Annotated in this window: 28 protein-coding genes; 15 read left to right on the top strand and 13 right to left on the bottom strand. The window is 68.9% G+C overall.

The features are described 5' to 3' along the window. Window positions 1-129 precede the first annotated feature (129 nt). Window positions 130-1,047 (top strand): UTP--glucose-1-phosphate uridylyltransferase GalU, encoded by a 918-nt coding sequence (galU, locus tag ACLNGM_RS21230; RefSeq protein WP_416356470.1) that lies wholly within the window; start codon window positions 130-132, stop codon window positions 1,045-1,047. A 65-nt stretch (window positions 1,048-1,112) separates the two neighbouring features. On the opposite strand, the gene ACLNGM_RS21225 is transcribed toward galU, so the two are convergent. Further along, entirely contained in the window at window positions 1,113-2,867 is a 1,755-nt protein-coding gene (locus tag ACLNGM_RS21225) for an outer membrane beta-barrel protein (RefSeq protein ID WP_416356469.1), read from the bottom strand. Window positions 2,868-3,016: 149 nt separating this feature from the next. Between ACLNGM_RS21225 and ACLNGM_RS21220 the strand changes: the two genes are divergently transcribed. Then, on the top strand, window positions 3,017-4,015 hold the full coding sequence (locus ACLNGM_RS21220; RefSeq protein WP_416356468.1) for a KpsF/GutQ family sugar-phosphate isomerase: 999 nt from the start codon (window positions 3,017-3,019) through the stop codon (window positions 4,013-4,015). Between the two features lie 37 nt (window positions 4,016-4,052). Here ACLNGM_RS21220 and hemH read toward each other — a convergent pair whose 3' ends face one another. The 4 genes from hemH to ACLNGM_RS21200 all read right to left on the bottom strand — a co-directional run bounded on the left by hemH (window position 4,053) and on the right by ACLNGM_RS21200 (window position 7,767). Beyond that, the gene (gene hemH / locus ACLNGM_RS21215) at window positions 4,053-5,117 is read right to left on the bottom strand and encodes a ferrochelatase (protein WP_416356467.1); all 1,065 of its coding nucleotides are present in this window, start codon (window positions 5,115-5,117) and stop codon (window positions 4,053-4,055) included. Between the two features lie 132 nt (window positions 5,118-5,249). Further along, complete coding sequence (locus tag ACLNGM_RS21210; RefSeq protein ID WP_090961799.1) at window positions 5,250-5,627, bottom strand: hypothetical protein; 378 nt, start codon at window positions 5,625-5,627, stop codon at window positions 5,250-5,252. Window positions 5,628-5,714: 87 nt separating this feature from the next. Beyond that, on the bottom strand, window positions 5,715-6,191 hold the full coding sequence (locus tag ACLNGM_RS21205; RefSeq protein WP_090961797.1) for a nuclear transport factor 2 family protein: 477 nt from the start codon (window positions 6,189-6,191) through the stop codon (window positions 5,715-5,717). Window positions 6,192-6,321: 130 nt separating this feature from the next. Continuing rightward, entirely contained in the window at window positions 6,322-7,767 is a 1,446-nt protein-coding gene (locus ACLNGM_RS21200; protein WP_416356466.1) for a homospermidine synthase, read from the bottom strand. Between the two features lie 126 nt (window positions 7,768-7,893). On the opposite strand from ACLNGM_RS21200, the gene ACLNGM_RS21195 reads away from it, so the two are divergent. Next, window positions 7,894-8,865 (top strand): small ribosomal subunit Rsm22 family protein, encoded by a 972-nt coding sequence (locus ACLNGM_RS21195; RefSeq protein ID WP_416356465.1) that lies wholly within the window; start codon window positions 7,894-7,896, stop codon window positions 8,863-8,865. A 4-nt stretch (window positions 8,866-8,869) separates the two neighbouring features. On the opposite strand, the gene ACLNGM_RS21190 is transcribed toward ACLNGM_RS21195, so the two are convergent. Continuing rightward, window positions 8,870-10,699 carry a M3 family oligoendopeptidase gene (locus ACLNGM_RS21190; protein WP_416356464.1) on the bottom strand — a complete coding sequence of 610 codons (1,830 nt, stop codon included), beginning with the start codon at window positions 10,697-10,699 and terminating at the stop codon, window positions 8,870-8,872. A gap of 315 nt (window positions 10,700-11,014) precedes the next feature. Here ACLNGM_RS21190 and ACLNGM_RS21185 point away from each other — a divergent pair, with 315 nt between their 5' ends. After that, window positions 11,015-12,766 (top strand): DUF882 domain-containing protein, encoded by a 1,752-nt coding sequence (locus ACLNGM_RS21185; RefSeq protein ID WP_416356463.1) that lies wholly within the window; start codon window positions 11,015-11,017, stop codon window positions 12,764-12,766. A 348-nt stretch (window positions 12,767-13,114) separates the two neighbouring features. Then, complete coding sequence (locus ACLNGM_RS21180) at window positions 13,115-13,540, top strand: MucR family transcriptional regulator (protein WP_090961786.1); 426 nt, start codon at window positions 13,115-13,117, stop codon at window positions 13,538-13,540. A gap of 86 nt (window positions 13,541-13,626) precedes the next feature. Here the strand turns inward: ACLNGM_RS21180 and ACLNGM_RS21175 are convergent, their stop codons facing one another. Beyond that, a complete protein-coding gene (locus ACLNGM_RS21175; RefSeq protein WP_055892534.1) occupies window positions 13,627-13,887 on the bottom strand; it encodes a DUF2312 domain-containing protein in 261 nt (86 codons plus the stop codon). A gap of 100 nt (window positions 13,888-13,987) precedes the next feature. Continuing rightward, entirely contained in the window at window positions 13,988-14,287 is a 300-nt protein-coding gene (locus tag ACLNGM_RS21170; RefSeq protein WP_090961784.1) for a DUF1244 domain-containing protein, read from the bottom strand. A 187-nt stretch (window positions 14,288-14,474) separates the two neighbouring features. Here ACLNGM_RS21170 and ACLNGM_RS21165 point away from each other — a divergent pair, with 187 nt between their 5' ends. Further along, a complete protein-coding gene (locus ACLNGM_RS21165; RefSeq protein ID WP_090961782.1) occupies window positions 14,475-14,945 on the top strand; it encodes a DUF1036 domain-containing protein in 471 nt (156 codons plus the stop codon). After that, window positions 14,942-16,378, top strand: a complete 1,437-nt coding sequence (gene pyk, locus ACLNGM_RS21160; protein ID WP_416356462.1) for a pyruvate kinase — start codon at window positions 14,942-14,944, stop codon at window positions 16,376-16,378. Before ACLNGM_RS21165 ends, pyk begins: the two co-directional genes overlap by 4 nt. 4 nt (window positions 16,379-16,382) lie before the next feature. Here the strand turns inward: pyk and ACLNGM_RS21155 are convergent, their stop codons facing one another. From ACLNGM_RS21155 to ACLNGM_RS21135, 5 genes are all read right to left on the bottom strand, one after another. Next, on the bottom strand, window positions 16,383-17,039 hold the full coding sequence (locus tag ACLNGM_RS21155) for a tetratricopeptide repeat protein (RefSeq protein ID WP_416356461.1): 657 nt from the start codon (window positions 17,037-17,039) through the stop codon (window positions 16,383-16,385). A 71-nt stretch (window positions 17,040-17,110) separates the two neighbouring features. After that, complete coding sequence (gene ykgO, locus ACLNGM_RS21150; RefSeq protein ID WP_019998227.1) at window positions 17,111-17,236, bottom strand: type B 50S ribosomal protein L36; 126 nt, start codon at window positions 17,234-17,236, stop codon at window positions 17,111-17,113. A gap of 152 nt (window positions 17,237-17,388) precedes the next feature. Further along, complete coding sequence (locus tag ACLNGM_RS21145; RefSeq protein WP_416356460.1) at window positions 17,389-18,471, bottom strand: 5-(carboxyamino)imidazole ribonucleotide synthase; 1,083 nt, start codon at window positions 18,469-18,471, stop codon at window positions 17,389-17,391. Window positions 18,472-18,496: 25 nt separating this feature from the next. Next, complete coding sequence (gene purE / locus ACLNGM_RS21140) at window positions 18,497-19,000, bottom strand: 5-(carboxyamino)imidazole ribonucleotide mutase (protein ID WP_416356459.1); 504 nt, start codon at window positions 18,998-19,000, stop codon at window positions 18,497-18,499. After that, window positions 18,997-19,200 carry a YdcH family protein gene (locus ACLNGM_RS21135; protein ID WP_055893011.1) on the bottom strand — a complete coding sequence of 68 codons (204 nt, stop codon included), beginning with the start codon at window positions 19,198-19,200 and terminating at the stop codon, window positions 18,997-18,999. Before ACLNGM_RS21135 ends, purE begins: the two co-directional genes overlap by 4 nt. 290 nt (window positions 19,201-19,490) lie before the next feature. On the opposite strand from ACLNGM_RS21135, the gene ACLNGM_RS21130 reads away from it, so the two are divergent. The 8 genes from ACLNGM_RS21130 (at window position 19,491) to ACLNGM_RS21095 (ending at window position 25,856) form a co-directional block, all read left to right on the top strand. After that, window positions 19,491-19,664, top strand: coding sequence for a YdcH family protein (locus tag ACLNGM_RS21130; protein WP_082505842.1), 174 nt, complete (start codon window positions 19,491-19,493; stop codon window positions 19,662-19,664). Between the two features lie 160 nt (window positions 19,665-19,824). Then, the gene (locus tag ACLNGM_RS21125) at window positions 19,825-20,484 is read left to right on the top strand and encodes a thiamine phosphate synthase (RefSeq protein WP_416356458.1); all 660 of its coding nucleotides are present in this window, start codon (window positions 19,825-19,827) and stop codon (window positions 20,482-20,484) included. Then, a complete protein-coding gene (locus tag ACLNGM_RS21120) occupies window positions 20,481-21,515 on the top strand; it encodes a tetratricopeptide repeat protein (RefSeq protein WP_416356457.1) in 1,035 nt (344 codons plus the stop codon). The genes ACLNGM_RS21125 and ACLNGM_RS21120 overlap by 4 nt, the downstream gene beginning before the upstream one ends. A gap of 147 nt (window positions 21,516-21,662) precedes the next feature. Next, window positions 21,663-22,517 carry an inositol monophosphatase family protein gene (locus ACLNGM_RS21115; RefSeq protein WP_416356456.1) on the top strand — a complete coding sequence of 285 codons (855 nt, stop codon included), beginning with the start codon at window positions 21,663-21,665 and terminating at the stop codon, window positions 22,515-22,517. A 147-nt stretch (window positions 22,518-22,664) separates the two neighbouring features. Beyond that, a complete protein-coding gene (locus ACLNGM_RS21110; protein WP_416356455.1) occupies window positions 22,665-23,711 on the top strand; it encodes a flagellar motor protein MotA in 1,047 nt (348 codons plus the stop codon). A 4-nt stretch (window positions 23,712-23,715) separates the two neighbouring features. Then, a complete protein-coding gene (locus ACLNGM_RS21105; RefSeq protein WP_416356454.1) occupies window positions 23,716-24,750 on the top strand; it encodes a peptidoglycan -binding protein in 1,035 nt (344 codons plus the stop codon). Next, entirely contained in the window at window positions 24,747-25,439 is a 693-nt protein-coding gene (locus ACLNGM_RS21100; RefSeq protein ID WP_416356453.1) for a helix-turn-helix transcriptional regulator, read from the top strand. Before ACLNGM_RS21105 ends, ACLNGM_RS21100 begins: the two co-directional genes overlap by 4 nt. A gap of 48 nt (window positions 25,440-25,487) precedes the next feature. After that, on the top strand, window positions 25,488-25,856 hold the full coding sequence (locus ACLNGM_RS21095; RefSeq protein ID WP_416356452.1) for a drug:proton antiporter: 369 nt from the start codon (window positions 25,488-25,490) through the stop codon (window positions 25,854-25,856). The last annotated feature ends 5 nt before the right edge of the window (window positions 25,857-25,861 follow it).

Below are 25,861 nucleotides of genomic sequence, written 5' to 3'. Positions count from 1 at the left end.
CGATGTGTGAGGTGTCATCTAATCAGCATCTTCTTGGGCGAAATCACGGCGCTCGCGGGCGATTCGCTCGACGCGGCGTTTCGATCGGGCATATAGTCACGATCTCGTAACCGGCAGGAAGGATCACGAATGCGCAAGGTCAGGAAGGCCGTCTTCCCGGTGGCGGGTCTTGGAACGAGGTTCCTGCCGGCCACCAAGGCAATCCCCAAGGAGATGCTGACGGTCGTCGACCGCCCCGTGATCCAGTACGTCGTGGACGAGGCCCGCGAGGCGGGCATCGAGCACCTGATCTTCGTCACGGGCCGTAACAAGGGCGTGATCGAGGACTACTTCGACATCCAGGTCGAGCTCGTGAACACGCTGACCGACCGCAACAAGCAGACCGAGCTGAAGCTCCTCGACAGCCTGCAGCCGACGCCCGGCACCGCGAGCTTCACGCGACAGCAGGCCCCGCTCGGCCTCGGCCACGCGGTCTGGTGCGCGCGCGACCTCGTCGGCCCCGAGCCCTTCGCCCTCCTCCTGCCCGACATGATCATGCAGGACACGCAAGGCTGCCTGAAGAAGATGGTCGAACTCTACGAGGAGACCGGCGGCAACGTCATCTCGGTGGAGCAGTGCGATCCGGCCGAGACCCACAAGTACGGCATCGTCGGCAAGGGCGCCGAGGTCGGTTCGGGCTTCCGCATCGACGGCATGGTCGAGAAGCCGAAGGCCGACGAGGCGCCCTCGAACTTCTTCATCTCCGGCCGCTACATCCTGCAGCCCGAGATCTTCGACATCCTGTCGACGCAGGAGAAGGGCGCCGGCAACGAGATCCAGCTGACCGACGGCATGCTGAAGCTTGCCAAGCAGCAGGATTTCTTCGCCTACCCGTTCGCCGGCCGCACCTTCGACTGCGGCTCCAAGGAAGGCTTCATCCAGGCCAACGTCGCCTTCGCCCTCTGGCGCCACGACATCCGCCACAAGGTCTTCGACGACCTCGAGGAGCTGATGCGCACGGTGGAGCCGGAAGAGCGCCGCGCTGCGCCGCGCACGGCGGCCGAGTAAGGGCTCCACGAGCACCGAATATGAGAAAGGGGCGCCGCAGGGCGCCCCTTTCTCATATTCGGTGCTCAGCGCTGGAGCCGCACCCCGAGCCGGAACGTGTTGGCGTCGTAGTCGAGCCCCGGCAGCGGCGAATCGAACCGGTCGTAGCGGTAGCGCGCGGTCACCGCGAGGTATCGGCTCAGCCAGTAGGTGAGGCCCGTTTCGGCCGCATAGAGGTTCTCGTCGCCCGCCACAGCTCCGTCGCGAAGGCCGGCGATCAGGCGCCCTTCGAGATCGATCCGCGCCGTCGCGCGATGGCGAAGGCCGAGCGAAGCCTGGTAGAGCGTCGAAGTTGCCAGACCCGACGTGTCCGGTTCAAAGAACGTCTCGGCCTGCAGAAGGACATCGGTGCCGCGTCGAGGCGACCAGTTCACCCTTGCGTCGATGGTCGGGCTCGCCTCCGTGCCGAGCCGGTCGTCGTCCGGCACGTTCCAGGCGTAGCCGACCGCGACGTCGCCCGACAGCTTCTCGCCCCAGTCGAAGCCAACCCCGCCGCGAAGCGCCGGGATGACGCTGTCGCGCGAGGGCGAGCCGAGAAGGGTCTCGTCGAACAGCCGTCGTCCGACGCTCGCCGACACGAAGGGGCGCAGCGCGGGCGTCACGTCGTAGCCGGTCCGCAGGCCCGCGCTCCAGGTGGTGAAGCTGTCGTCGAGGCGGCGCACGGCGCCGTCGAACAGCCCGTCGTCGCGGTCCTCGCGCACCGCCGACAGGTCGAGCTGGTTGTGGAGGCGGCCGACATCGCGCGCGAGCGTCGCGCCGGCGGAATAGGCGAGAATGTCGCGCGTCGAGGCTTCCGCGGTGGCCGGGCCGCTCACCAGGGGATCGTCGCGGTCGAAGCGCAGCGCGCCCCGCAGCGTCGCCGTCCAGTCGCGGCTCATGTCGAGGCGAAGGCGCGCGTCGACGTCGATCCGCGGAACGTCCTGCAAGGGCCCGGAATCGTTGCGGCGGAAGCTTGCGAGCGCGTTGATCTCCGCCTCGTGGCGATCCCAGTTCGAGAGGAGGCGGACCGAGCCGGAGGTCTCGGAAAACGCGCCTCGCACCCCGTCGAGCGTGTTGGTCAGGTTGTCGGACGTGCCAAAGCTCTGCGCCAGCGCGGAATAGAGCGTGAAGGAGCCGAGCCGCAGGCCGAGCGGCGCGAACGGGTCGTCCTGCGTCCGGGGCAGGGCGCGGCGGAGGTCGTCGAGGCCCGCACCGCCCTGGCGGCCGAGCTGCGTGTCCTGCGTCGGGCTGCGCACAGGGCCGACGGCGCGGAACAGATCGGGCGGCAGGTCGGCGGCGGCAGGGCGCAGTTCCGTTTCATCCGCGGCCAACTCGGCGTCGGCGGAAGCGATCCCGTCGAGCGCGGCTGCGGCGCCCGTGCGCGAGGCGCGCGCCGGCCGGACGCCGGCATCGACCGGTTGGGCCGGAGCGGCCTGCCGCGTCGAATGCGGCAGGTTCTCGCGGCGCGGCTCCGGCGGGCCGGCGAAGAGGTCGAGCGCCTCGGCGGGATCGGCGGCGTCGGCGTCCGGCCGGGCGGGCGGCTGCGCTTCGGCCGGGTCGGCGAGGGGCGTGTCAAGGTCGTTCGACAGCTCGCGCTGCGCGGGATCGAGCGGCTGCACCGCCTCGCGCTCTCGGGAATCCTGCGTCTGCGTGCGAAGGTCCACCGTGTCGGACAGGCGCATCTCGTCGGCACGCCCGCGGATCGGGGGCACGTCGCCGGCATCCTGCGCCAGCGCAAGTCCTGCGACCGGTCCGGCGCTCAGGAGCAGCGAGGCGAGGAGGGGGCGAAGGAGGGGCGTCATGTCCGATCGGGTGATGGGCGCAGCGCGTCGGCCGGCCGGAGGGCATCGATGTCTCGATTCGTAGGCGCCCATCATGGAGCCGGGCTGACCGAACGGCACGTGGGGCGGGGGCGCTGGCGCGCATCGCGCCGCGGGAGTAAGGGAAGCGAATGACCCTGAACGCTCTTCCGCTCGCCGCCGACCCCGCCTCCGGTACCCGATCGGCGATCCGCACCGTCCGCACCGAGGCCGAGGGCCTGTCGCTTCTGGCCGACGCGCTGGCGGGCGATCTTGGCGCCGCCTTCGAGCGCAGCCTCGACCTCATCGCCGGCGTGCGCGGACGGCTCGTCGTTACCGGCATCGGCAAGAGCGGCCATGTCGCCTCGAAGATCGCCGCGACCTTCGCTTCCACCGGCACGCCGGCCTTCTTCGTCCATCCGGTCGAGGCCAATCACGGCGATCTCGGCATGATCGGGCGCGACGACGCGGTACTCGCCATGTCGTGGTCGGGCGAGTCGGCCGAACTCACCGGCATCGTCTCCTACACCCGGCGCTTCCGGATCCCGCTGATCGCCATCACCTCGCGCGAGACCTCGGCGCTCGGCTCGGCCGCCGACGAGCGCCTCGTGCTGCCGCGCGTCACCGAGGCCTGCCCGCACGGCCTCGCGCCGACGACGTCGACGACGCTGCAGCTGGCGCTCGGCGACGCGCTGGCCGTCGCGCTTCTGGAGCGCCGGGGCTTCAGCCCCAGCGACTTCCGCGTCTTCCATCCCGGCGGGCAGCTCGGCGCGAGCCTTCGCCATGTCGGCGACGTCATGCACAAGGGCGAGGCGCTGCCGCTGGTGGCGAGCGGCACGAAGATGGGCGAGGCGATCCTCGCCATCTCGCGCAAGGGCTTCGGCTGCGTCGCGGTGGTGGACGAGGCCGGGCGGCTGCTCGGCATCGTCACCGACGGCGACCTACGCCGTCACCTCGCCTCCGACCTCCTGTCGCGCACGGTGGACGAGGTGATGACGCCCTCGCCCAAGACCATCCGGCCCGACACGCTGGCGGCCAAGGCACTCGACATCATCAACGGTGCCAACATCACGGCGCTGATGGTGGTGGAGAACGAGAGGCCGGTGGGCATCATCCACCTCCACGACCTCCTGCGCATCGGCGTCGCCTGAGGGCGGCGGCGGTCTGCCGCCGGGCGAGCGCTCCGCGTCAGTCCACCCAGCCGCGCAGCTCGCGGCGGACCATGTGCTCGATCACGTCCATCCCGTCCTCGGAATCGTTAAGGCATGGGATGTGGCTGAAGTGCTCGCCGCCGTGCTCGCGGAAGATCTCGCCGGCCTCGCCCGCGATCTCCTCGAGCGTTTCCAGGCAGTCCGAGACGAAGCCGGGGTTGAGGACGGCGATGCGCTTGATGCCCTGCTTGGCGAGCGCTTCGACGGTCTTGTCGGTATAGGGCTGCAGCCACTCTTCCGGCCCAAAACGGGACTGGAAGGTGGTCATGAAGCGGCCCTTCTCCCAGCCGAGGCGCTCCTCGACGAGGCGCGAGGTCTTCTGGCAGTGGCAGTGATACGGGTCGCCCTTGCGGAAGTAGCTCTGTGGAATGCCGTGATAGGAGGCGATGACGCGCTCGGGCTCGAAGGGGAGCGAGGCGAGATGTGTCTCGATCGAGCGCGCGAGCGCCTCGATGTAGACGGGCTCGTCGTGATAGGCGGGCACCGTGCGCACGGCCGGCATCCAGCGCTGCGCCATGAGGTGCTCGAAGAACTTGTCGTTCACCGTCGCCGTGGTCGAGGCCGAATATTGCGGGTAGAGCGGGAAGCAGAGGATGCGCTCGCACCCCTCGGCCCGAAGCGCCTCGACGCGGGTCGCGATCGACGGATTGCCGTAGCGCATGCCCCAGTCCACGACGACGTTGCGCTCGCCCGACATGCGTTGTGCGAGCTTCTCGCCCTGCGAGCGGGTGAAGGTGCGTAGCGGGCTCTCGTTGCGCTCCTTGTTCCAGATCTGCTCGTAGGCGTGGCCGGACTTCTTTGGCCGCGTGTTGAGGACGATGCCGTAGAGGATCGGGAACCACGCAGCACGCGGCCATTCGATGACGCGCTTGTCGGACAGGAATTCCTTGAGATAGCGCCGCATCGGCTTGTAATCGGTCCCGTCGGGCGTGCCGAGATTGACGAGGAGCACGCCCACCTTCTTCGGCTTCACCGGTGGATGGCCCGGCGGCAGCGGGCCGATCGCGGTCGAGGACGCGGCGGGATGGGGGCTGGTCAGCATGGGCGCGTTCGCTTGCAAGGAACCGGAAACGACTGCGGCGACGGGCCGCTTGGGGCCGCCGCCGCGGTCGGATATGGACAGGGGAGGGCGTGCGGGCAAGCGGACAAAGCGTCCGCCCCGCTCAGGACCCGGTCAGGCCTTGCGGCTGAACTCAAAGCGGCTGCCGTCTGCGTTGACGCAAGCCAGCCGGTCGGCCGACATCTGCGCGCAGTTCACCGAGACCTGCTGGTTGCGCGAGCGCGAGGTGTAAATGATGCTGGCCTGCGCCTGACCCGTCTTGGTGTAGTTGCCCTCGGCGAGAACGGCCCCGGTCGCCGCTTCCTTTGAGGTGAAGCGCCCGCCCGCGAAGGTCGCGGTATAGGCGACCGGGCCCCCGACCGACGACCACTCGCCTTCGAGACCCGCAGGGCGCGGGGCGACCGCCATCTGCTGCGGCGGCGCCATGGTCTCGCAGGCCGACAGGGCGAGCGCGGCGGCAAGGACGGGCAAGGCGCGGGTGAAGGAACGCATCGACGACTCCGGAGGGGCAAACGATGAAAGTTGAAAGAAGTTTAAGGCAGATGCCGCCCGGAGTCATGGGCGCCCGTCGCGCTATCCTCAGCCGCGTGTGCCGGATCCCGCGAACGCTTCCTCGCGCTTCGGCGAAATCACCGAATGGATCGTGCCGATCGTCTCGATCGAGCGGATGCGCCCGTCCGTGGTGAAGGAGAACCAGTACATCGTGCTGCCGGTGACGAGCGAGCCGTTCGTCTCGTCCTGCCGCGTCCAGTCGCAGCGGCTCGCGCCCTCGTCGTCCTCGACCACGATGCCGCGCGGCTTGTAGGAAATGTAGGTCGCGCGGCGCAGGAGCTCGTTCAGGAAGGACTTCGCCTCCTCCTCGCCCTGCAGGCGATACTCGCCCTCCATCCGGTTGAACCAGGGCGCGTCGATGATGCCGGCATTGTTCCGGTTGGAGAACATGGCGCCGGGCGCGAAGTGGCGCGCGATCGAACCAGGCGAGCCGGACATGGCCGCGTCCATGATTTCGCGGATGATACTGCGCTTACGCTGGGCTTCGGACAAGAACTCGCCCATCAGACACTCCTCAAGCGCATCAAGCACTTGGGGCTGAATGTTAGGGCGGGCGAACCGATGCGCCAGACTATAACGAAAAAGCCGCAGGATGACCTGCGGCTTTTCCACTGTTGATTTTGGTTATCCGACTTTATCGGACGAGGATGTTCCGGAACTGCCAGGGGTCCTTCTCGTCGAGATCCTCGGGAAAAAGGCCCGGACGGTCGGTCAGCGGCGTCCAGTCGGTGTAGTAGCCCTTCACCGGTCCGAGATACGGGCGCTGCACCTCGAGGCAGCGGCGATAGTCCATCTCGTCGGCCTCGACGATGCCGGCTTCCGGGTTCTCGAGCGCCCAGACCATGCCGGCGAGCACCGCCGAGGTGACCTGCAGGCCGGTCGCGTTCTGGTAGGGTGCGATGCGGCGCGTTTCCTCGAGCGACAGCTGCGAGCCGTACCAGTAGGCATTCTTCTCGTGCCCGTAGAGGAGGACGCCAAGCTCGTCGATGCCTTCCACCAGCTCGTTCTCGTCGAGGACGTGGTGTTCCGGCTGGATCTTGCCGGCCGCGCCGAACAGCTCGTGCAGCGACAGCACCGCATCGTTCGCCGGGTGGTAGGCGTAGTGGACGGTCGGCCGATAGGTGACCTCGTCCTCCTTGTTGCGATGGGTGAAGTAGTCCGCGATCGAGATGGACTCGTTGTGCGTGACGAGGAAGCCGTATTGCGAGCCCGGCGTCGGGCACCAGGTGCGCACGCGCGTGTTGGCGCCGGGCTGCTCGAGATAGATGGCGGCCTGGCAGCCCTTCTTGTGAGTCTTGCCGTTCTTGGGCATCCACTTCTCGTGCGTGCCCCAGCCGAGCTCGGCCGGCTGCATGCCCTCCGAGAGGAAGCCCTCGACCGACCACGTGTTCCAGAACACGTTGCGCGGCTTCGGCTTGGCGGCGACCTGCGTGTCGCGCTCGGCGATGTGGACGCCCTTGACGCCGACCTTCTTCATCAGCTTCGCCCAGCCCTCGCGGTCGTCCGGGCCCGGCTCCTCGAAGTCGAGGTTGGTGTCGCGCGCGATGTCGACGAGCGCCTGCTTGACGAACCAGGAGACCATGCCCGGATTGGCGCCGCAGGTGGAGACCGCCGTGGTGCCGCCCGGATGCTTGCGCTTCTCCTTGCGCAGCGTCTCGCGCAGCGCATAGTTCGTGCGGTCGGCGTTCGACATCGTGTCGTCGAAGTAGAAGCCGAGCCAGGGCTCGACCACCGTGTCGATGTAGAGGACGCCGAGCTCGCGGCACATGCGCATGAGATCGACCGAACCGGTGTCGACCGACAGGTTGACGAGGAAGCCCTGGCCGCCGCCGTCCGTCAGGAGGGGCGTCAGCAGATCGCGGTAGTTCTGCCGCGTCACGCCTTCCTGGATGAAGCGGATGCCGCGTTCGTCGAGGAGGTGACGGCTGGTGTCGCGCGGGTCGATCACGGTGAAACGCGACTTGTCGAACTTGAAGTGGCGCTCGATCAGCGGCAGCGTGCCGCGCCCGATGGAGCCGAAGCCGATCATCACGATCGGGCCGGTGATCTCGGCATGGATCGGGAAGTTCTCGTCTGCCATGGGGTCCCTTTCGGTCTGGACGTGTCTGGAAGCGCCGGGCTAGAGCAGAACGCTGTCAAATAAAAGGGGCTTGGCGTTCGGAGGTCGGCGGAAGCGCTGGACCGTGGGACGCCCGCGCATCGATCCATGGACCTGCCGACCCCCTTGCGTGCCGCGATCGAGGCGGAGATCGCCGGCACCCCGCTCGCGGACCTTCGACGGGCCGGCGAGGTGCTGTCCGGGCGATACCGCGCCGAGACCCGGGACGGTCGCATGCACCTGTCCGACGACCTGTTCGCCAAGGCCTATGCGGCCGCGCGCCTGCCGGCGACCTATGCCGCCCTTCGCGCCGCCCTCGCTTCGCTGGTCGAGGGGCGCCCCGACTTCGCGCCGGCAACGCTTCTCGATGTCGGCGCCGGCCCCGGCACCGTGATGTGGGCCGCCGCGGACGCGTTTCCCACGCTCATCGGCGCGACGCTGCTCGAAGCCTCCGCACCGATCCGCCGGCTGGGGCATCGGCTGGGCGTGGGCGCCTTCGCGTTCACGCCGGACTGGCGGGCGGGCGACCTCGCGTCCGATCTTGCCGCCATGCCCCGCGCCGATCTCGTGACCCTTTCCTATGTCCTCGACGAGATCGCGCCGGCCGAGATCGCGCCGCTCGCCGACACGCTCTGGTCGAAGACCGACGGCGTCCTCCTCGTCGTCGAACCGGGGACCCCCGCCGGTTGGGCCCGCGTCCTCGCGGTGCGGGACCGTCTGATCGCGGTTGGCGCTTGCGTCGTGGCGCCCTGTCCGCACGCTCATTCTTGTCCGATCGTCGCGCCCGACTGGTGCCATTTCGCCCAGCGCCTGCCGCGCTCGCGCCTTCACCTGCGCGCCAAGGAGGCCGAGGTGCCCTACGAGGACGAGAAGTTCGCCTATGTCGCCCTCGCGCGCGACGCGCCGGCGAGGCCGAGCTATCAGCGCGTCCTCGCCCCGCCGCGCGCGGGCAGCGGCAAGGTGCGCCTCAAGCTCTGCCGCCCCGACGGCACGATCGCCGACGCGCTGGTGACCAAGCGCGATGGGGATCGTTTCCGGGAGGCGAGGCGGGCCGACTGGGGCGACCGCCTCGAAGGGTGAGCTGTCAGTCCGCCTTGTCCATCGCCTCCAGTTCGTCGATGAGCCCCGAGATCATCGACAGACCCTGACGCCAGAAGGCGGGATCGGTCGCATCGAGCCCGAACGGGGCGAGAAGCTCCGAATGGTGCTTGGTGCCGCCCGCCCGCAGCATCGCGAAATACCGGTCCTGGAAGCCCTCTTCCGCATTCTGGTAGACCGCGTAGAGCGAGTTCACGAGGCAGTCGCCGAACGCATAGGCGTAGACGTAGAAGGGCGAATGGATGAAGTGCGGGATGTAGGTCCAGAAGGTCTCGTATCCCTCGCCGAGGTTCACCGCGGGACCAAGGCTCCGCCGCTGCACCGTGATCCAGATCTCGCCGATCCGCTCGGCCGTCAGCTCGCCCTTCCGGCGCTCGATATGGATCTCGCGCTCGAACTCGTAGAAGGCGATCTGGCGGATCACCGTGTTGATCATGTCCTCGACCTTCGAGGCGATCAGGGTGCGCCGCTCGGGCAGCGAGGTCGCGCGCTGGAGCAGCGAGCGGAAGGTCAGCATCTCGCCGAACACCGAGGCCGTCTCGGCGAGCGTCAGGGGCGTCGAGGCCATCAGCGCGCCCTGGTCGCCCGCCAGCACCTGATGGACGCCGTGGCCGAGCTCGTGCGCGAGCGTCATCACGTCCCGCGGCTTGCCGAGATAGTTGACGAGCACGTACGGGTGCACGCTCGGCACCGTCGGATGCGCGAAGGCGCCCGGCGCCTTGCCGGGGCGCACCGCGGCATCGATCCAGTTGCGCTCGAAGAAGCGGCCGGCGATCTCGGCCATGTCGGGTGCGAAGTCGCGATAGGCCGACAGCACCGTCTCGCGCGCCTCGTCCCAGCCGATGTCACACTTGGCGGCGCCCGGCAGCGGCGCGTTGCGGTCATAGAATTCCAGCGCGTCGAGGCCGAGCCACTTCGCCTTCAGGGCGTAGTAGCGATGGGCGATCGAGGGATAGGCCTCGGACACCGCTTTGGCGAGCGCGTCGACCACCTCGCGCTCGACGCGATTGGCGAGGTGGCGCGAGTCCGCAACATCCTCGAACCCGCGCCAGCGGTCGGAGATTTCCTTGTCCTTGGCAAGCGTGTTGGTGACCAGTGCGAAGGTGCGCAGGTTGCGGCGGAACACCTCGGCGAGCGCCGCCCCGGCCTTGGCGCGCCGGGCGCGGTCGGGGTCCTGCAGGAGGTTCAGCACCTCTTCCAGCGCCAGTTCCTTGCCGTCCACCGTGAAGCGCAGCGCCGTCATCGTCTCGTCGAAGAGGCGGTTCCAGGCGCCGTGGCCGGTCACCGACTTCTCGAGGAACAGCTCCTCCACCCGGTCTTCGAGCTGGAAGGGCTTGTCCTGGCGCAGATCGACGACCCACGGACGGTAGTGCGCCAGCTGCGCGTCGCGCTCCATCGCGGCGTCCATCGCCGGCTCGTCGATGCGGTTAAGCTCCAGCGTGAAGAACAGGAGGAGCGACGAGATGTCGGTGACGCGCGCCTGCATGTCGCCATAGAACTTGGCGTTGGCGGACGAGGCGGTGTCGCCGGAATAGACGAGGCCGGCATAGGAGATCAGGCGGCCGAGGAGTTCCTCCAGCGCCTCGAACTCGGCGATCGCCGCCCCGAGGCCGTTCTCGCCGGTCAGGTCGGCCGCTTCACCGAGGCGTCCCTTCCAGCGTACCTGGAACGCGGCGGCGCGGCGGCTTGCCTCGTCAAGGTCGCGCTTGATCTCGGGCGCATCGATGCCCGCGTAGAGATCGGACAGGTTCCACTCGGGAAGCGCGGCTCCCTCGACGGCCGAGGGGCTGGACGGGGACGGCGACGCTGGGCTCATGGGCGGGACACTCCGGGGAACGACGCAAGGCCAAACCTTCGGGAAGGCCGGCTCGACCGGCCATATAGGACGCCTGCAGCGTCGGCGCATCCTTCGCGCTTGGGCATGCGTCGGAAGACGGTCCGGAGGCAGGCAGCGAGATCGACCCGGTTTTCACTCGCCGTTAACCAAAATCCTGTGTATTGGCGAAACAATGGACCAAGTGTCATTTTCGTGCCGCACTCTTTCCCGATGAGGCTTGTCAGCCTGATCGGGGGCCATAGAAATCTGGTGGGGACATCCATCAGCGGGACGACGCACCGGGGGAAATACCGCATGTTCGGATGGACCGAATGCGTATCGCCACGCGCCTTCAAGCGTGCGGCGGTCGTCCTGATGGGCCTACTGGCCGCAACGGCGGCTGAGGCCGAGACGCGGACCCTCAAGCTCTATCACGTCCATCTCAAGGAAAAGTCCGAGATCGTCTACAAGCGTGACGGCAAGTTCCTGCCCGATGGCCTGAAGAAGGCCAACTGGGCGCTGCGCGACTGGCGCGAGAACAAGCCGACGACGATGGACCCGAAGCTCCTCGACCTTCTCTACGAGGCGCACAAGCAGTCCGGCTCGCGCGGCTATATCCACGTCATCGGCGGCTACCGTTCGCCCGGCACCAACAAGATGCTGCGGTCGCGCTCCAGCGGCGTCGCCGGCTCCAGCCTCCACATGTCCGGCAAGGCGGTGGACTTCTTCCTGCCCGACGTGCCGCTGAAGAAGGTGCGCGATATCGGCCTTCGCATGCAGCTCGGCGGCGTCGGCTACTATCCGCGTTCCGGCTCGCCCTTCGTCCATTTCGACACCGGAAAGGGCCGCTACTGGCCGCGCATGAGCCGCAGCGAGCTCGCCAGCATCTTCCCGAAGGGCAACACGATCCACGTGCCTTCCGACGGAAAGCCGCTGGCCGGCTATGAGACGGCTCTCGCCTCCTACAACAAGCGCAAGGGCGCGAACGACGTGCAGATAGCGTCCTCGTCGCGTAGCGGCGGCGGCCGTTCGCTTCTGGCGGCGATCTTTGGCGGCGGCGCGGACGAGGCTGAGGACGAGGCCGAGGCCACGGCTGCACCCGTCGGCCGCACCCCGGCCGCGCGTCCGGCGCGGACGGCGCCCGAGCCCGAGGTCCAGGTCGCTGCGGTCCGCCCGGCGCGCGCTCTGCCGCCTGCCGCGCTGCCCGCCGGCGTCGCCATGCCCGAGCGCGACACGTTCGACGGGTCGAGCCCGGCTCGCACGGCCCCGCCCGCCGGCATCCCCGCGGCTGAGACCGCGGTCGCCGCCCTGGTTCCGGCCCGCGTGCCGCTGCCCACCAGTGCGCCGGTCCGCCCGGATGCCGTCGATCCCGCGACGACCCTCGTCGCCGCGCTGGAAGCCGAGGCCGAAGTCGCGCCCGGCGCTCCCGCCCAGCTCGCCTATGCCGTGCCGATGCCCCGTGCCCGGCCGCCGTTCGAGGCGGTGCTGCGCGCCGACCAGGCCGCCCTGCCGACACCTCGCATGATCGGCGCCGAGCCCGAACTGACGCCCGAATCCATCATCGCCGCCGCCATGGCCGAGAGCACCGTGGCCGCCGCCGGTGCAGAGCCGGCTGCGCGTCCTGCCGTCACGCCGTCGCATCGTCCGGTGGAAGCGACGGCGATCGCCGCCCTTGCCGCCGCAGCGCCGATCCCGGCTTCGTCACAGCCGGTCCGCGTCGCGTCACTGGCCACGCCGGCGGTGTCGAAGTCCGCTGCCCGGCCGGCCGTGTCCGCCAAGGGCGGGCGCGTCGTCGGCGACGAGGCGGCGATGGCCGCCGCCCGCCGCGCCGCGCAGCCGTCGGCGCGCATCATCGCCGAGCGCGTCGAGGTGGCCGCGCTGATCGCCAATCCTGAGCGCCGCGCATTGGAGGCCGACCTCCAGCGTCCCGTCGCCCACAGCCTGATCGGCAACGTGCCGGACACGGTGTTCGCGCATGGCTTCTCGCGCAAGACCGGCTCCCCGTCGGCCGCGGGCCGCTTCGAGGGCAAGGCCGTCAACTTCATGCCGGTCCGCAAGATCAACTGACCGGACGCTTCGATCACTCGACGCCCGCACCCTCGGTGCGGGCGTTCGCGTTTGTGCAGTCGAGGCGCCATCAGGCCCGAAGGCCCAAGTTTTCGCGGCCGGTTGTGTCGGGTCCCATGCCCACATCTCAAGTTGAATGCGGCAGAGGTCGCGGGACGTCGGCGCACTGAACTTGCCGTACACCGATCCGAGCTTGACAAAAATCAGATGGTTTCTCAGATACCGTTTGAATCAACGATGGTGCATAGTTGCTTCGCTGGGCCCGGAAGACGATTCGCGATTTGTCGCAATCGCCGGGCGCAAGGGACTTTGCCAACTGTCGCGCCTGACGATCGGATCGGAAAAGACATGGACGAGTTGAACCTGCCGGATGACAATGATGATCTGATGGAGCTGACGGCGGATGTCGTCGCGGCCTATGTCAGCAATCATTCCATGCCGGTTGCCGACCTGCCCGCCCTGATCGCGGATGTCCATGGCGCCCTCGGCATGACCGGCGCGCAGCCGGAGCCGCCTCCGGCCGAGAAGCCCAAGCCCGCTGTTTCCGTGAAGAAGTCGGTCACCGACGAGTACATCGTGTGTCTCGAGGACGGCAAGAAGTTCAAGTCGCTGAAGCGTCACCTGATGACGCACTACAACCTGTCGCCCGAGGAATACCGCGAGAAGTGGGACCTGCCGGCGGACTATCCGATGGTGGCGCCGAGCTACGCCGCGGCGCGCTCGCGCCTCGCCAAGCAGATGGGTCTCGGCCACAAGCGCCGTCGCGGCCGCTGAAGCTTCGGACGCCAGCCGAATGCAGAACGCCTCCGGCGCGAGCCGGAGGCGTTCTGCGTTTCGATAGGCTGTTCGGGGGGGGCGGCTTACTCGCCGGACGGCATCATTCCCAGCGCCTGAAGGTAGAGGTCGAGGATCGCGTCCATCTCGGCGCGCTCGTTGGCGTCCTGCTTGCGCAGTGAGATCACCTTGCGCAGCACCTTGACGTCGAAGCCATTGCCCTTGGCTTCGGCATAGACGTCCTTGATGTCGTCGGAAATCTGCTTCTTCTCCTCCTCGAGGCGTTCGATGCGCTCGACGAAAGAGCGGAGCTGATCCTGGGCGACTTCCTCGGTGGCGTTGGACATGGGGAACCTCGTAACGGACGACTGGGGCAGGGCGCCGGAACCGGCGACCGCTTTCCCCTCTTCGATGACGCCGAATGGTTACCCGAGCGTTACGCCGGCCTCAATCGTGCGGCTTGGATGCGTCGAACGTAGCCTGCGCCTCGGCGCTCGCCTCGCGCTGGTGGCGCGCGCGCCACTCGTCGTAGGGCATGCCGTAGACGATCTCGCGCGCTTCCTCCTTGCCGATTGGCCGACCGGCCTCGGCGGAGGCTTCCGCATACCAGTTGGACAGGCAGTTCCGGCAGAAGCCCGCGAGATTCATCAGGTCGATGTTCTGCACGTCGGTGCGCTCGCGCAGGTGGTCGCGAAGTCGCCGGAAGGCGGCGGCTTCCAGTTCGGTGGTGGTCGGTGCGCGGTCCATTCGCGAGGTCCCTTCATCAGGCGTTCGGCATCGATATCGGGCCCGGCGCCGCGCGCCGCAAGCGGGCTCACGTGTGCGATCGTATCGATTTAATAAAAAGAATGGGCCATCCGGCCCGCCGCGTCTTTGACAGTTTTACCGACTATGCGAGAAGGGCCCGCCGCTGTCCTTATCCAAAGGGTCGCCCATGCCGTCTCGCCCGATCCTGGGGCTTCGTTCCCCGATCGCCGCCGCCGTTCTGACCCTTGGTCTTTCCGTCCTGTCGCTGCCCCTGTTCGCTGCCGCCGCCCATGCCGATTTCCGGGTGTGCAACGGCACGCAGGCGCTGGTCGGCGTCGCGGTCGGCCAGCGAACGGCGGAAGGGTGGGTCAGCGAGGGCTGGTGGCGCATTCCGGCGACGACCTGCCGCTCTGTCATCGAGGGTGAGCTTCAGTCGCGCTACTACTACATCTACGCCGAGGACGCCGAGGGTGTCGGTCGGTGGGCGGGCGACATCGACATGTGCATCGCCGAGAACGAGTTCAAAATCGTCGGGGTCAAGGACTGCTTCGCCCGAGGGTACCAGAAGATGGGCTTTCGGGAGTACGACACCGGCGGGCAAGGCAGCTGGATGGTCCAGCTGACGGAAGCGGCACGCGAAGGGACCGACCAGCCATGAAACGCAATCGCCGCGTGAAGATTCTTGCAACGCTCGGGCCGGCCTCGTCGGACGAGGCGATGATCCGCAAGCTGCACGAAGCGGGCGCAGACGTCTTCCGCATCAACATGAGCCATACCGACCACGATTCGATGCGCGAGCTCGTCGCCCGCATCCGTCGCGTGGAAGCCGCCGTCGACCGGCCGATCGGCATCCTGGCCGACCTGCAGGGACCGAAGCTTCGCGTCGGCAAGTTCGCGGAAGGCAAGGTCGACCTCAAGCCGGGCGACATCATCACGCTCGACAACAATCCCGAGCCGGGCGACGCGACGCGCGTCTACCTGCCCCATCCCGAAATCCTCGAGACCGTCCAGCCCGGCCATCGCCTCCTGATCGACGACGGCAAGCTGCAGCTTCGCGCCCTCTCGACCACCGGCACTGCGATCCGCTGCGAGGTCGTCGCGGGCACGCGCATCTCCGACAAGAAGGGCGTCAGCCTTCCCGACACGCTGCTGACGAGCGGCGCCTTGACCGACAAGGACCGGCGCGACCTCGACGCGGTGCTGGAGGCCGAGGTCGACTGGCTCGCCCTGTCCTTCATCCAGCGCCCGGAGGACCTCGCCGAGGCCCGCAAGCTCTCGCGCGGGCGCGCCGGCCTCCTGTCGAAGATCGAGAAGCCGCAAGCCGTCGAGCGCCTCGACGAGATCATCGAGCTCTCCGACGCGATCATGGTGGCGCGCGGCGACCTCGGTGTCGAGATGCCGCTGGAGCAGGTGCCGGGCATCCAGAAGCGCATCACCCGTGCCGCCCGCCGCGCCGGCAAGCCCGTGGTGGTCGCCACGCAGATGCTGGAATCGATGATCACCGCGCCGGTGCCGACACGCGCCGAGGTGTCGGACGTGTCGATCGCCGTCTTCGAGGGTGCCGACGCGATCATGCTGTCGGCCGAGTCGGCGGCGGGCGCCTATCCGGTCGAGGCGGTGCAGACCATGGACCGCATCGCGGTCGAGGTGGAGAAGGACCCGCTCTATCCCGGCATCATCTTCGCGCAGCGCCCCGCCGCCGAGGCGACCGGCGCCGATGCCGTGTCGCTGGCCGCGCGCCAGATCGCCGAGACGCTGCAGGTCGCGACGATCGTCACCTACACCTCGACCGGCACGACGGGCATCCGCACGGCGCGCGAGCGCCCGCAGATCCCGATCCTCGCGCTCTCGCCGATCGAGGCGACCGCGCGTCGCCTCAGCCTCGTCTGGGGCCTTCACTGCGTGGTGACGGACGACGCCTCCGACATGGAGGACATGGTCAACCGCGCCTGTCGCCTCGCGGTCCAGCAGGGCTATGCGCGGGTCGGCGAGCGCGTGATCGTGACCGCCGGCGTGCCGCTGCGCACGCCCGGCGCCACCAACATGATCCGCATCGCCTATATCGGTTCGGACGGCCTCTCGGCCATCTGACGGATCAGGCCGGCTGGCCAGAGAGTTCCTCGGCCAGCCGGCCCGCCGCGTCCTGCGCGGCCTTCAGTGTCGGATAGATGGCGAGCGCGCGGCTGTAGGCGTCCAGCGCCTCCCGGTCGCGGCCCAGCTCTTCCAGCATGGCGCCAAGCCCCGTCAGCGCGCCGAAATGGCGCGGCTCGCGCTTCAGCACCTCCTCGACGTCGGCCATCGAAAGCGCGTAGCGATTCTGCGTGTAGTGCAGCGTCGCGCGTCGGTTGTAGGCTTCCGCGTAGTCGGGATCGAGGACGATCGCCTGGTCGGTGAAGTCCAGCGCCGCCGCCGCATCCTTGCGGGCGATGGCCTGCGTCGCGCGCAGCATGAGGAGGTCGACAGTCGCACTGCCGCTTTCCAGCCAGACGGACTGGATCTCGTTGGCGATCCCGGTCGCCTTCTCGGCGTCCGGCTCGCGCTTCAGCCGTTCGAACAGACCGTCGAGACGAGCCTCGCGCGTCTCGGCGACAGGCGGCGCGGCAGGAGCCTTGTCCGCCGCTGCGGCCGGTGTCTCGGGGGCCGGAGGCGCGCCGGGCGCCGCTGCATCCTGCGCCATCGAGGGCGCAACTACTGCGGCGGAGACGAGAGCGGCGGCGAGAAGGGTGGTCTTGAAACGGGAAAAGGCGCGCATGAGACGAACTTACGTCGTCCCAGCGCGCCTTCCAAACAATTTCCGATGAGCCGCCGTAGCGGCCCGAAGCGTCAGCCCTGACGCGCCTTGTAGCGCGGGGCCAGCTTGTTAATGATGTAGATGCGGCCCTTGCGGCGAACCAGGCGGTTGGCGCGGTGGCGGCCTTTGAGGGACTTCAGCGAGTTCTTGATCTTCATGACTTCGACCGTCGATTGCGAGGCGACGATCGGGCCTAGTCCCATTCCGCCGCATAATGAAAAACGCGCCGTGGGGGCGCGTCGACCTGAGGGTGGCAATAACGGCAGGCGGGGTGCGATGTCAACCATGTGACGGCGCCCCGCCCGCCCTTTCAGATGGCCTTTCGCGGGCTCAGCCGGGTGACGTGCCCCATCTTTCGGCCGGGCCTTGCCTCGCGCTTGCCGTAGAGGGTGACCAGCGTGTCCGGTTCGGCGAGCAGCGCCTCGGCCCGCTCGACGTCGTGGCCGATGAGGTTCTCCATCACGCAGTCGGAATGGCGGTTGGCGGCCCCCAGCGTGTGGCCTGCGACCGCGCGGATATGCTGCTCGAACTGCGAGATCGTGCACGCCGCCTCGGTCCAGTGGCCCGAATTGTGGACACGCGGCGCGATCTCGTTGACCAGCAGCGTGCCGTCCGCGCCCACGAAGAACTCGACGCCGATGACGCCGACATAGCCGAGCTTGTCCATGATCGCGCGCGCGGTCTCGACCGCCCGTTCGGCGATCTCCTGCGGTACCTCCGCCGGCACCGTGGAGCGGCTGAGGATGCCCATGCGGTGGACGTTCTCGGCCGGATCGAAGGCGACGAAGGAGCCGTCCTGCCCCCGCGCCGAGATCACCGAGATCTCGCGCTCGAACGGCACCTTCTTCTCGAGGATCGCCGGCACCGAGCCGAGGCTCTCGAACACGTCGTCGTGCGGGCCGCCTTCGGCGATCGTCGCCTGGCCCTTGCCGTCGTAGCCGAGGCGGCGCGTCTTCAGGATGCAGTCGCCGCGAAGATCGAGCAGCGCGTGGTCGAGCTCCTGCGGGTCGTCCACCGCCCGCCAGGGCGCCGTGGCGATGCCGATGCCGTTGAGGAAGGCCTTCTCGACCACCCGGTCCTGCGCGACCTCCAGCCCCTCGATCGGCGGATGGATCGGCTTGGGCCCACCCAGCGCGCGCAACGGCGCGACGGGCACGTTCTCGAACTCGTAGGTGACGACGTCGCTGCGGTCGGCAAGCTGGCGGAGAGCGGCCGCGTCGTCGTAGGCGCCGCGGATCAGGTCGTTCGCGACCTGCGCCGCCGGGCAGTCCGCGTCCGGGTCGAGCACCAGCGTGCGAAAGCCGAGACGCGCGGCGCTCGAGGCCAGCATGCGGCCGAGCTGGCCGCCGCCGATGATGCCGATGGTGGAGCCGAAGGGGAGGGGGGCTGTCATACGGTCCGCCTCGATAGGGGGAGGGTCAATGCGCGGGCGCCGCGTCGTCGACCGGGCGCTCGGCGACGGCTTCGCTCTGGCGCTGACGCCAGGCGTCGAGACGCCCGGCGAGGCCGGCGTCGGTGAGGGCGAGGACGCTGGCGGCGAGAAGCGCGGCGTTGACCGCGCCCGCCCGGCCGATGGCGAGCGTGCCGACGGGAATGCCGGCGGGCATCTGCACGATCGACAGGAGGCTGTCCTGACCGGACAGCGCCCGGCTTTCCACCGGCACGCCGAAGACCGGCAGCGGCGTCATCGAGGCCGTCATGCCCGGCAGGTGGGCGGCCCCCCCGGCGCCTGCGATCACCACCTTGAAGCCCTTGTCGCGCGCGCCCTTGGCGAACTCGACGAGCCGGTCGGGAGTGCGGTGGGCCGAGACGATCAGCGCCTCGTGCGCGATGCCGAGCGCGTCCAGCGTCTCGACCGCGTGCTTCATGGTGGCCCAGTCCGACTGGCTGCCCATGATGACGGCGACGGGCGGCACCGTCATGCGATGATATCCGGCAGGACCTGATCCTCGAGGTCCTGGAGACGGTCCTTGATCAGGAGCTTCTTCTTCTTCATGCGCTGGATCTGAAGCCGGTCGCAGCCGGTCGTCTCCATCGCCTCGATCGCGGCATCGAAATCCGCGTGTTCCTGGCGCAGCCTGGCGAGCTGCAGCCTGAGTTCGGCCTGTTCCTGATCCGCCACCAAGGTCCCCTCGAACGCGATACCCGTCGTGCCCCGGCGCCCGGTCGACGGGCCGCGGCATCACAAAAAATCGACCCCGCGCCCTTGGACTTGCGCGAAACCCGCGCAAACCCTGACCCCGGACGCTCCGACCCCACCTCCTCGTTATCAGGATGGAGGGAATTTAAAAACCCGGGTCTTGATCCGCATTCGACAGGCCAAAACTTATGTGACACCTTCATGTCGTCCACGGCGCTTCGGTCGTCCGGGCGTCGATGGAGGGAGACTAGAGACCCAGAAGGAGCTCAAGAATGTCCTTGGATGCCCATCTCGCGACCCTGGAGCAGCGCCATTCGGCCCTGAACGAGGAAATCGCCACGGCCCACACCAAGCCTGCCATGAGCGATGCGGAAATACAGGACCTGAAGCGGCGCAAGCTGCAGCTGAAGGACGAGATCGAGCGTTTGCGTCAATCGACCCACTGACCGCCAATCAACATTCTTGGGCGCGGCCTCACGAGGGGCCGCGTCCTTTCCGATCCCGCCGCGACCCTTGTAGTCTCGCCGCAATCGGTATCTACAGCAGCCCGCCGGCCGATCCGGCCCCGATCCGGCGCCTCCGGCGCCCGCTGCGCAGATGTTTCTCATGACCGAAGACGACCGTATCCGCCCCCGACTTGTCCTGGCGACGACCCTCCTTCCGGATGGCGATGCCGGCGAGGTTGCCTTGAGGGCCGCGCTCGGCGCGGGCGACGTCGCTTCGGTGCTGATCGATCCGGCCGGCCGCCAGCCCGGCCCGTTCCAGGATTTCGCCGAGCGTCTGGTGCCGTTGATCCAGGAAGCGGGGGCGGCCGCGATCGTCGCCGAGGACACGCGCTGCGCCGGCCGCGTGCGCGCCGACGGCTTCCACGACGCCTCCGGCAGCGTCGCCGCGTTGCGCGAGGCGGTGGGCCGCTTCTCGCCGCGCCTCATCGTCGGCGGCTCCGGCTTCACGACGCGCCACGACGCGCTGGAGGCGGGCGAGTGCATGCCGGACTACATGTTCTTCGGCAAGCTCGGCGCCGACGGCGCGGCCGAGCCGCTGCGACGCAATCTGGAACTCGCCGAATGGTGGGCCTCGATCGTCGAGATCCCCTGCATCGTGCAGGGCGGATCGGATCTGGCGACGCTCGGCAGCGCCATCGAGACGCGCGCCGAGTTCATTGCCGTGTCGAGTGCCGTCTTTGCCGATCTCGGCGCCGCGGCGGTGCAGGTCGAGGCGGCCAACCGGATGATCGACCGGGCGATGGAGGAGGCTACGGCATGAAGCGCGCCGCGCTCCTCGCCACGCTTCTCCTCGGCTCGCCGGCCGTCGCGCAGGATGCGGCCGCCCCGGCGCCCCCGGCACCCAACGCTGTGACCGCCGCGCCATCCGCCGGCACGCCACCGGCGCCGGCGCTGTCATCGAACCTCCTGCCGACGCCGGTCGCCAATGCGACCGACGACCCCGGTGCTGCTGACGGCACCTCGGCCAGTGCACAGGCCTACGGCGCCTTCCAGCGCGGCTACTACCTTTCGGCGCTCCGGATCGCCGAGCCGCTCGCAAATCTCGGCGATCCGGCCGCGCAGACGCTGCTCGGCGAGATCTACGGGCGCGGGCTCGGCGTGCCGCGCGACGAGACCGAGGCGGCGCGCTGGTACGGCGTCGCGGCCAAGGCCGGCGTGCCGGAAGCCCAGTTCCGCTACGCGATGCTCCTGATCGAGGGGCGCGCCGTCGTGCACGACGACGCCATGGCCCGCGATCTGATGAAGGCGGCGGCCGATGCCGGCAACCCGCTCGCGGCCTACAACTACGGCCAGATGCTGATCCGCGCCGCGCCGACCGGCGGCTTCGGCGATGCCGCCGGCTATTTCCGCAAGGCGGCCGAATCCGGCCTGCCCGACGCGCAGTACGCGCTCTCCCAGCTCTACGCCTACGGCAAGGGCGTCGAGAAGGCCGACGACGCGGAGGCGCGCCGCTGGCTGGCCGAAGCCGCCAAGGGCGGCAGCGACACCGCGCAGATCGAGCTCGGCATCTGGCTGATCAACGGCCGGGGCGGGGCGCCGGACCCGGTGGAAGGCTTCCGCTGGCTGAAGGGCGCGGCCGAGCGCGGCAATCCGATCGCCGTCAACCGCATGGCCCATCTCTACAAGGACGGCGTCGGCACCCCGCGCGACCGGGCCCAGGCGGCGATGTGGACGGTGCTCGCGCGGCGCGCCTCCAACTCCGATGCGACTTTGGACGGTTGGTTCCGCACCCTGCCCGACGCCGACCAGAAGGGGGCGCTCGAAGCCGCCAACCGCTTCCGCGCCAGCTGACGCGCCGGACTTGAACCGACCGGCGTTTTGTGGTTCCAAGGCCCCCGTTCCCCATTTCGTCCTGCGCCGTATCCGGCTGCGGGAGTGCGGTGTCCGCCCCGGCGGCCTCTGCCCGTTCTTTCGATTGTTGTCAGGAAAGTTGAAGCCATGGCCCGTTCGGCGCTGATGAACGTGATGACGCAGGCCGCCATGAAGGCGGGGCGCTCGCTCACGCGCGATTTCGGCGAGGTGCAGAACCTCCAGGTCTCGATGAAGGGGCCGGCCGACTTCGTGTCGCACGCCGACCGCAAGGCCGAGGAGATCGTCTTCCAGGAACTGTCGCGCGCGCGGCCCGACTGGGGCTTCCTGATGGAGGAGCGCGGCGCGATCGAAGGCCGCGATCCCCAGCACCGCTGGATCGTCGATCCGCTCGACGGCACCACCAACTTCCTGCACGGCATCCCGCATTTCGCGATCTCGATCGGTCTGGAGCGCGACGGCCAGATCGTCGCCGGCGTGATCTTCAACCCCGCGACGGACGAGCTCTACTCGGCCGAAAAGGGCGGCGGCGCCTTCCTGAACGATCGGCGCATCCGCGTCGCCGCGCGCACCAAACTTGCCGAGTGCGTCGTGGCGACCGGCATTCCCCATCTCGGCCATGCCGACCACGCGCGCTACCTCTTCGAGGCCCGCAAGATGATGGGCGAGGCGGCCGGCATCCGCGCCTTCGGCTCGGCGTCGCTGAACCTTGCCTATGTCGCGGCGGGCCGCATCGACGGCTTCTGGGAGCACTCGCTCCAGCCGTGGGACGTCGCGGCCGGCTCGATGCTGGTACGCGAGGCCGGCGGCTTCGTCACCCATTCCGACGGCTCGAAGTTCGAGTTCGTGGAGGGCGACATCGCCTGCGGCAACGAGATCATCCACCGGGCGCTGGTGGGCGAGCTGAAGAAGGCGGCGACCGCCATGCGCGGGACGCCGAAGCCGAAAGCCGAGGGCGCCGACGCGACCGAAGCGGCGTCGTAACGCCGGAAGGCGTCGTCCGGTGGTCCGGTTCCGGGCCGCCAAAGCCTTGTGAGCCGCGCGCTTTTGCCGAAAAACCGGTTTGCAGCGCGCGCCCGCTCAGCTAGCTTCGCGGCCAGCCAGCGACTTCGCCAAGCGGGTGCCGTATCGATGCAGGTTTCGAGTTCTCCTCCCGACGGCCGCCCCCTCCCGCACGGGGGGCCGGAACGGTTCTCCAGCCCGCTGGTCTTCCTGTGGGCGATGCTCGTCTTTCTGGCGCTCGCCGGGTTTGTGGCGATGATCCTCGGCCGGCAGGTCATTCAGGCCTTCTCGACCAATCCCGGCCTCAACGGCCTGATCCTCGGCGTCCTTGCCGTCGGCATCCTGATGGCGGTCCTGCAGATCGCGCGGCTGGCGCGCGAAGTGCGCTGGCTGAACGCGCTTCGCGACAACGACCGCGAGCGCCGCGCGCGCTCGCCGGTACTGCTCGCGCCGATGGAGGCGATGATCGGCCACGGCGCGATGCCGCGCACGCTCCCCGCGCCCTCGGTGCGCGCCATCCTCGATTCCGTCGGCGGGCGCCTCGACGAGCAGCGTGACGTGTCGCGCTATCTCGTCGGCCTCCTCGTCTTCCTCGGCCTTCTCGGCACGTTCTGGGGCCTTCTCACCACGATCGGCTCGATCTCGGCGACGATCCAGTCGCTCGACCCGGCGGCGGGCGACGCGGCGACCGTGCTCGATTCCGTCAAGAACGGCCTGTCCGCCCCGCTGTCGGGCATGGGAACGGCCTTTTCGTCCTCGCTGTTCGGCCTGTCCGGCTCGCTTGTGCTCGGCTTCCTCGACCTTCAGGTCGGGCGTGCGCAGAACCGCTTCTACACCGAGCTCGAGGACTGGCTCTCGACCGTCGCGGTCGAGGCGGGCCAAGCCGTGCCGGCGACCGTCGCCGCGCCCGACGGGGCGGCCGTCGGCTCCAGCGGCGAGGAATTCCGCCTCCTGTCGGACCGGATCAACCGGCTGGTTCTGGAGCACTCCACCAGCCCGCGCACCTCGGCGGCGATGGCGAACCTTGCCGAAAGCATCCAGGGCCTCGTCCAGCACATGCGCGGCGAGCAGCAGACGCTGCGCGATTTCGTCGAGGCGCAGGCCGGCGAGCAGCGCGAGATGCGGCGCGTTCTGGAGCGGCTGAACCGGTCGCTGACCGAGATCGAGCGGAACTGACGCGATGGCGCTCGGGCGCGGACGCCGGCTGCGGCGCGAGGTCGACTACTGGCCGGGCTTCGTGGACGCCCTGTCGACGCTCCTTCTGGCCATCATGTTCCTTCTGTCGGTCTTCGTGATCGCGCAGTTCCTGCTCAGCCGCGACCTGTCGGGTCGCGACACGGTGCTCGACCGCCTGAACTCGCAGATCGCAGAGCTCAACCAGTTGCTCGCGCTGGAGCGTTCCAACTCGACCGATTTCCAAGACCAGATCTCGGCGCTGCAGGCCTCGCTTGCCGGCGCCGAGACCGAGCGCACGCGGCTCCAAGCGGCGCTCGACGGGACGCGCTCGGGCCCCGGTGCTGGCGACGCCGGCTCGCAGATCGGCACGCTGCAGGCGCAGGTCGCTTCCGAGCGGCAGGTGTCGGCGCAGGCGCGCACCCAGATCGACCTCCTGAACCAGCAGCTTTCCGCACTCCGCCAGCAGATCGCAGCGCTTGAGGACGCGCTCGGTGCCTCCGAGAGCCGCGACCGCGAATCGCAGACGCAGATCGCCGATCTCGGTCGCCGGCTCAACGTCGCGCTTGCCCAGCGCGTGCAGGAACTCGCGCGCTACCGCTCGGACTTCTTTGGCCGCCTGCGCGAGATTCTGGCCGACCGCGACAATATCCGCATCGTCGGCGACCGCTTCGTGTTCCAGTCGGAGGTCCTGTTCTCGTCGGGCGCCGACGTGCTTCAGCCGGCGGGGCGCGACGAGATGGAAAAGCTCGCCGAGGCGATCATCCAGCTGAACCGCGAGATCCCCTCCGACATCAACTGGATCATCCGTGTCGACGGCCACACCGACAACGTGCCGATCACCGGCGGGCGGTTCGCCGACAACTGGCAGCTCTCCACCGCCCGCGCGGCTGCCGTGGTGCGCTTCCTCGTCGGCGCCGGCGTTCCGGCCAACCGCCTCGCCGCGACCGGCTTTGGCGAGTTCCAGCCGCTGGTCGCGGGCGACACGCCGGACGCGCGCGCCCGCAACCGGCGCATCGAGCTGAAGCTCACCGAGCGATGACGCGCGCCGCACGGCTCCTCGATCTCGTGGAGCTTCTGCGTCGTCACAGGCGCGCGGTGGCGGGCGAGACGCTCGCCGCCGAACTCGGCATCAGTCTCCGGACGCTCTACCGCGACATCGCCGTGCTTCAGGGGCAGGGCGTGCCGGTCGAGGGCGCGGCAGGCCTCGGTTACGTCCTGCGTCCCGGCCTCACGCTCCCGCCCCTTATGTTCGACGAGGACGAGATCGACGCGCTGGTGCTCGGCCTGCGCCTCGTCACGCGGCGTCTTCCCGAGACGCTCGGGCCGGGCGCGGCCGGTGCGCTCGCCAAGATCGAGGCGGTCCTGCCCGCGAACCGTTCGGCCGAAGCGGTGCAACTCTTCGCAGGCGGCGCGGCGGCCGAGGAGTTCGCCTGTCTCGGGACGATCCGCGAGGCGATCCGGGCGGAGGACGCGCTCGCGATCCGCTACACGGACAAGGCGGGCGCCGCATCGCACCGCGTCGTCTGGCCGATCATCGTGGGCTTCTTCGACCAGGCGGAGGTGCTCGCCGCGTGGTGCGAGATGCGCGGCGATTTTCGCCATTTCCGCCTCGACCGGATCGCCGACGCCGTGTCGGCCGGGCGTCGCATGGGCCGGCGCCACCGCGTGCTCTTGGCCGACTGGCGCCTGATGCGCGACGCCGAGCGCTGTGCTGCTGACATGGGCTGACAGGAGGACGGTCTAGGCAGGGGACGTTCAACCCGAACGGAGCCCGTCATGACCCCCTACCTCCTCTTCTACGTCGAAAATCCTGCCGACTCGGCCCGAGCGATCGAAGCCCTCTTCGACCTCGCGCCCGTCGAGCGGTCGCCGACCTTCGTCCTCTTCGTGCTGGACGGCATGCGCCTCGGCTTCTGGCGCGCCGACGGCGTGGAGCCGGCACCGCAGCCGCGCGGCGAGAACAGCGAGCTGTCGATCAGCGTCGACACGCGCGAGGCGGTCGACCAACACCATGCCGGCTGGCAGGAGAAGGGGCTTGCCGTCCTTCAGGCGCCGACCGAGATGGACTTCGGCTACACCGCCGTCGCCTCGCTGCCCGGTCCGTTCCGCCTGCGCGTGTTCCGGCCCGGCGAGATGTCGGGCTGATGGGG

The organism is Aureimonas phyllosphaerae (assembly GCF_047943035.1).
In the GTDB taxonomy this organism is placed as follows: Bacteria; Pseudomonadota; Alphaproteobacteria; order Rhizobiales; family Rhizobiaceae; genus Aureimonas; species Aureimonas phyllosphaerae.
The sequence above is the reverse complement of the archived record's forward strand: the minus strand, read 5'-3'. Positions and strand labels throughout refer to the sequence as shown.

Excerpts from the sequence above, each read along its gene's own strand:
- galU (WP_416356470.1), top strand. The coding sequence starts at position 130 with ATGCGCAAGGTCAGGAAGGCCGTCTTCCCGGTGGCGGGTCTTGGAACG.
- ACLNGM_RS21225 (WP_416356469.1), bottom strand. The coding sequence starts at position 2,867 with ATGACGCCCCTCCTTCGCCCCCTCCTCGCCTCGCTGCTCCTGAGCGCC.
- ACLNGM_RS21220 (WP_416356468.1), top strand. The coding sequence starts at position 3,017 with ATGACCCTGAACGCTCTTCCGCTCGCCGCCGACCCCGCCTCCGGTACC.
- hemH (WP_416356467.1), bottom strand. The coding sequence starts at position 5,117 with ATGCTGACCAGCCCCCATCCCGCCGCGTCCTCGACCGCGATCGGCCCG.
- ACLNGM_RS21210 (WP_090961799.1), bottom strand. The coding sequence starts at position 5,627 with ATGCGTTCCTTCACCCGCGCCTTGCCCGTCCTTGCCGCCGCGCTCGCC.
- ACLNGM_RS21205 (WP_090961797.1), bottom strand. The coding sequence starts at position 6,191 with ATGGGCGAGTTCTTGTCCGAAGCCCAGCGTAAGCGCAGTATCATCCGC.
- ACLNGM_RS21200 (WP_416356466.1), bottom strand. The coding sequence starts at position 7,767 with ATGGCAGACGAGAACTTCCCGATCCATGCCGAGATCACCGGCCCGATC.
- ACLNGM_RS21195 (WP_416356465.1), top strand. The coding sequence starts at position 7,894 with ATGGACCTGCCGACCCCCTTGCGTGCCGCGATCGAGGCGGAGATCGCC.
- ACLNGM_RS21190 (WP_416356464.1), bottom strand. The coding sequence starts at position 10,699 with ATGAGCCCAGCGTCGCCGTCCCCGTCCAGCCCCTCGGCCGTCGAGGGA.
- ACLNGM_RS21185 (WP_416356463.1), top strand. The coding sequence starts at position 11,015 with ATGTTCGGATGGACCGAATGCGTATCGCCACGCGCCTTCAAGCGTGCG.
- ACLNGM_RS21180 (WP_090961786.1), top strand. The coding sequence starts at position 13,115 with ATGGACGAGTTGAACCTGCCGGATGACAATGATGATCTGATGGAGCTG.
- ACLNGM_RS21175 (WP_055892534.1), bottom strand. The coding sequence starts at position 13,887 with ATGTCCAACGCCACCGAGGAAGTCGCCCAGGATCAGCTCCGCTCTTTC.
- ACLNGM_RS21170 (WP_090961784.1), bottom strand. The coding sequence starts at position 14,287 with ATGGACCGCGCACCGACCACCACCGAACTGGAAGCCGCCGCCTTCCGG.
- ACLNGM_RS21165 (WP_090961782.1), top strand. The coding sequence starts at position 14,475 with ATGCCGTCTCGCCCGATCCTGGGGCTTCGTTCCCCGATCGCCGCCGCC.
- pyk (WP_416356462.1), top strand. The coding sequence starts at position 14,942 with ATGAAACGCAATCGCCGCGTGAAGATTCTTGCAACGCTCGGGCCGGCC.
- ACLNGM_RS21155 (WP_416356461.1), bottom strand. The coding sequence starts at position 17,039 with ATGCGCGCCTTTTCCCGTTTCAAGACCACCCTTCTCGCCGCCGCTCTC.
- ykgO (WP_019998227.1), bottom strand. The coding sequence starts at position 17,236 with ATGAAGATCAAGAACTCGCTGAAGTCCCTCAAAGGCCGCCACCGCGCC.
- ACLNGM_RS21145 (WP_416356460.1), bottom strand. The coding sequence starts at position 18,471 with ATGACAGCCCCCCTCCCCTTCGGCTCCACCATCGGCATCATCGGCGGC.
- purE (WP_416356459.1), bottom strand. The coding sequence starts at position 19,000 with ATGACGGTGCCGCCCGTCGCCGTCATCATGGGCAGCCAGTCGGACTGG.
- ACLNGM_RS21130 (WP_082505842.1), top strand. The coding sequence starts at position 19,491 with ATGTCCTTGGATGCCCATCTCGCGACCCTGGAGCAGCGCCATTCGGCC.
- ACLNGM_RS21125 (WP_416356458.1), top strand. The coding sequence starts at position 19,825 with ATGACCGAAGACGACCGTATCCGCCCCCGACTTGTCCTGGCGACGACC.
- ACLNGM_RS21120 (WP_416356457.1), top strand. The coding sequence starts at position 20,481 with ATGAAGCGCGCCGCGCTCCTCGCCACGCTTCTCCTCGGCTCGCCGGCC.
- ACLNGM_RS21115 (WP_416356456.1), top strand. The coding sequence starts at position 21,663 with ATGGCCCGTTCGGCGCTGATGAACGTGATGACGCAGGCCGCCATGAAG.
- ACLNGM_RS21110 (WP_416356455.1), top strand. The coding sequence starts at position 22,665 with ATGCAGGTTTCGAGTTCTCCTCCCGACGGCCGCCCCCTCCCGCACGGG.
- ACLNGM_RS21105 (WP_416356454.1), top strand. The coding sequence starts at position 23,716 with ATGGCGCTCGGGCGCGGACGCCGGCTGCGGCGCGAGGTCGACTACTGG.
- ACLNGM_RS21100 (WP_416356453.1), top strand. The coding sequence starts at position 24,747 with ATGACGCGCGCCGCACGGCTCCTCGATCTCGTGGAGCTTCTGCGTCGT.
- ACLNGM_RS21095 (WP_416356452.1), top strand. The coding sequence starts at position 25,488 with ATGACCCCCTACCTCCTCTTCTACGTCGAAAATCCTGCCGACTCGGCC.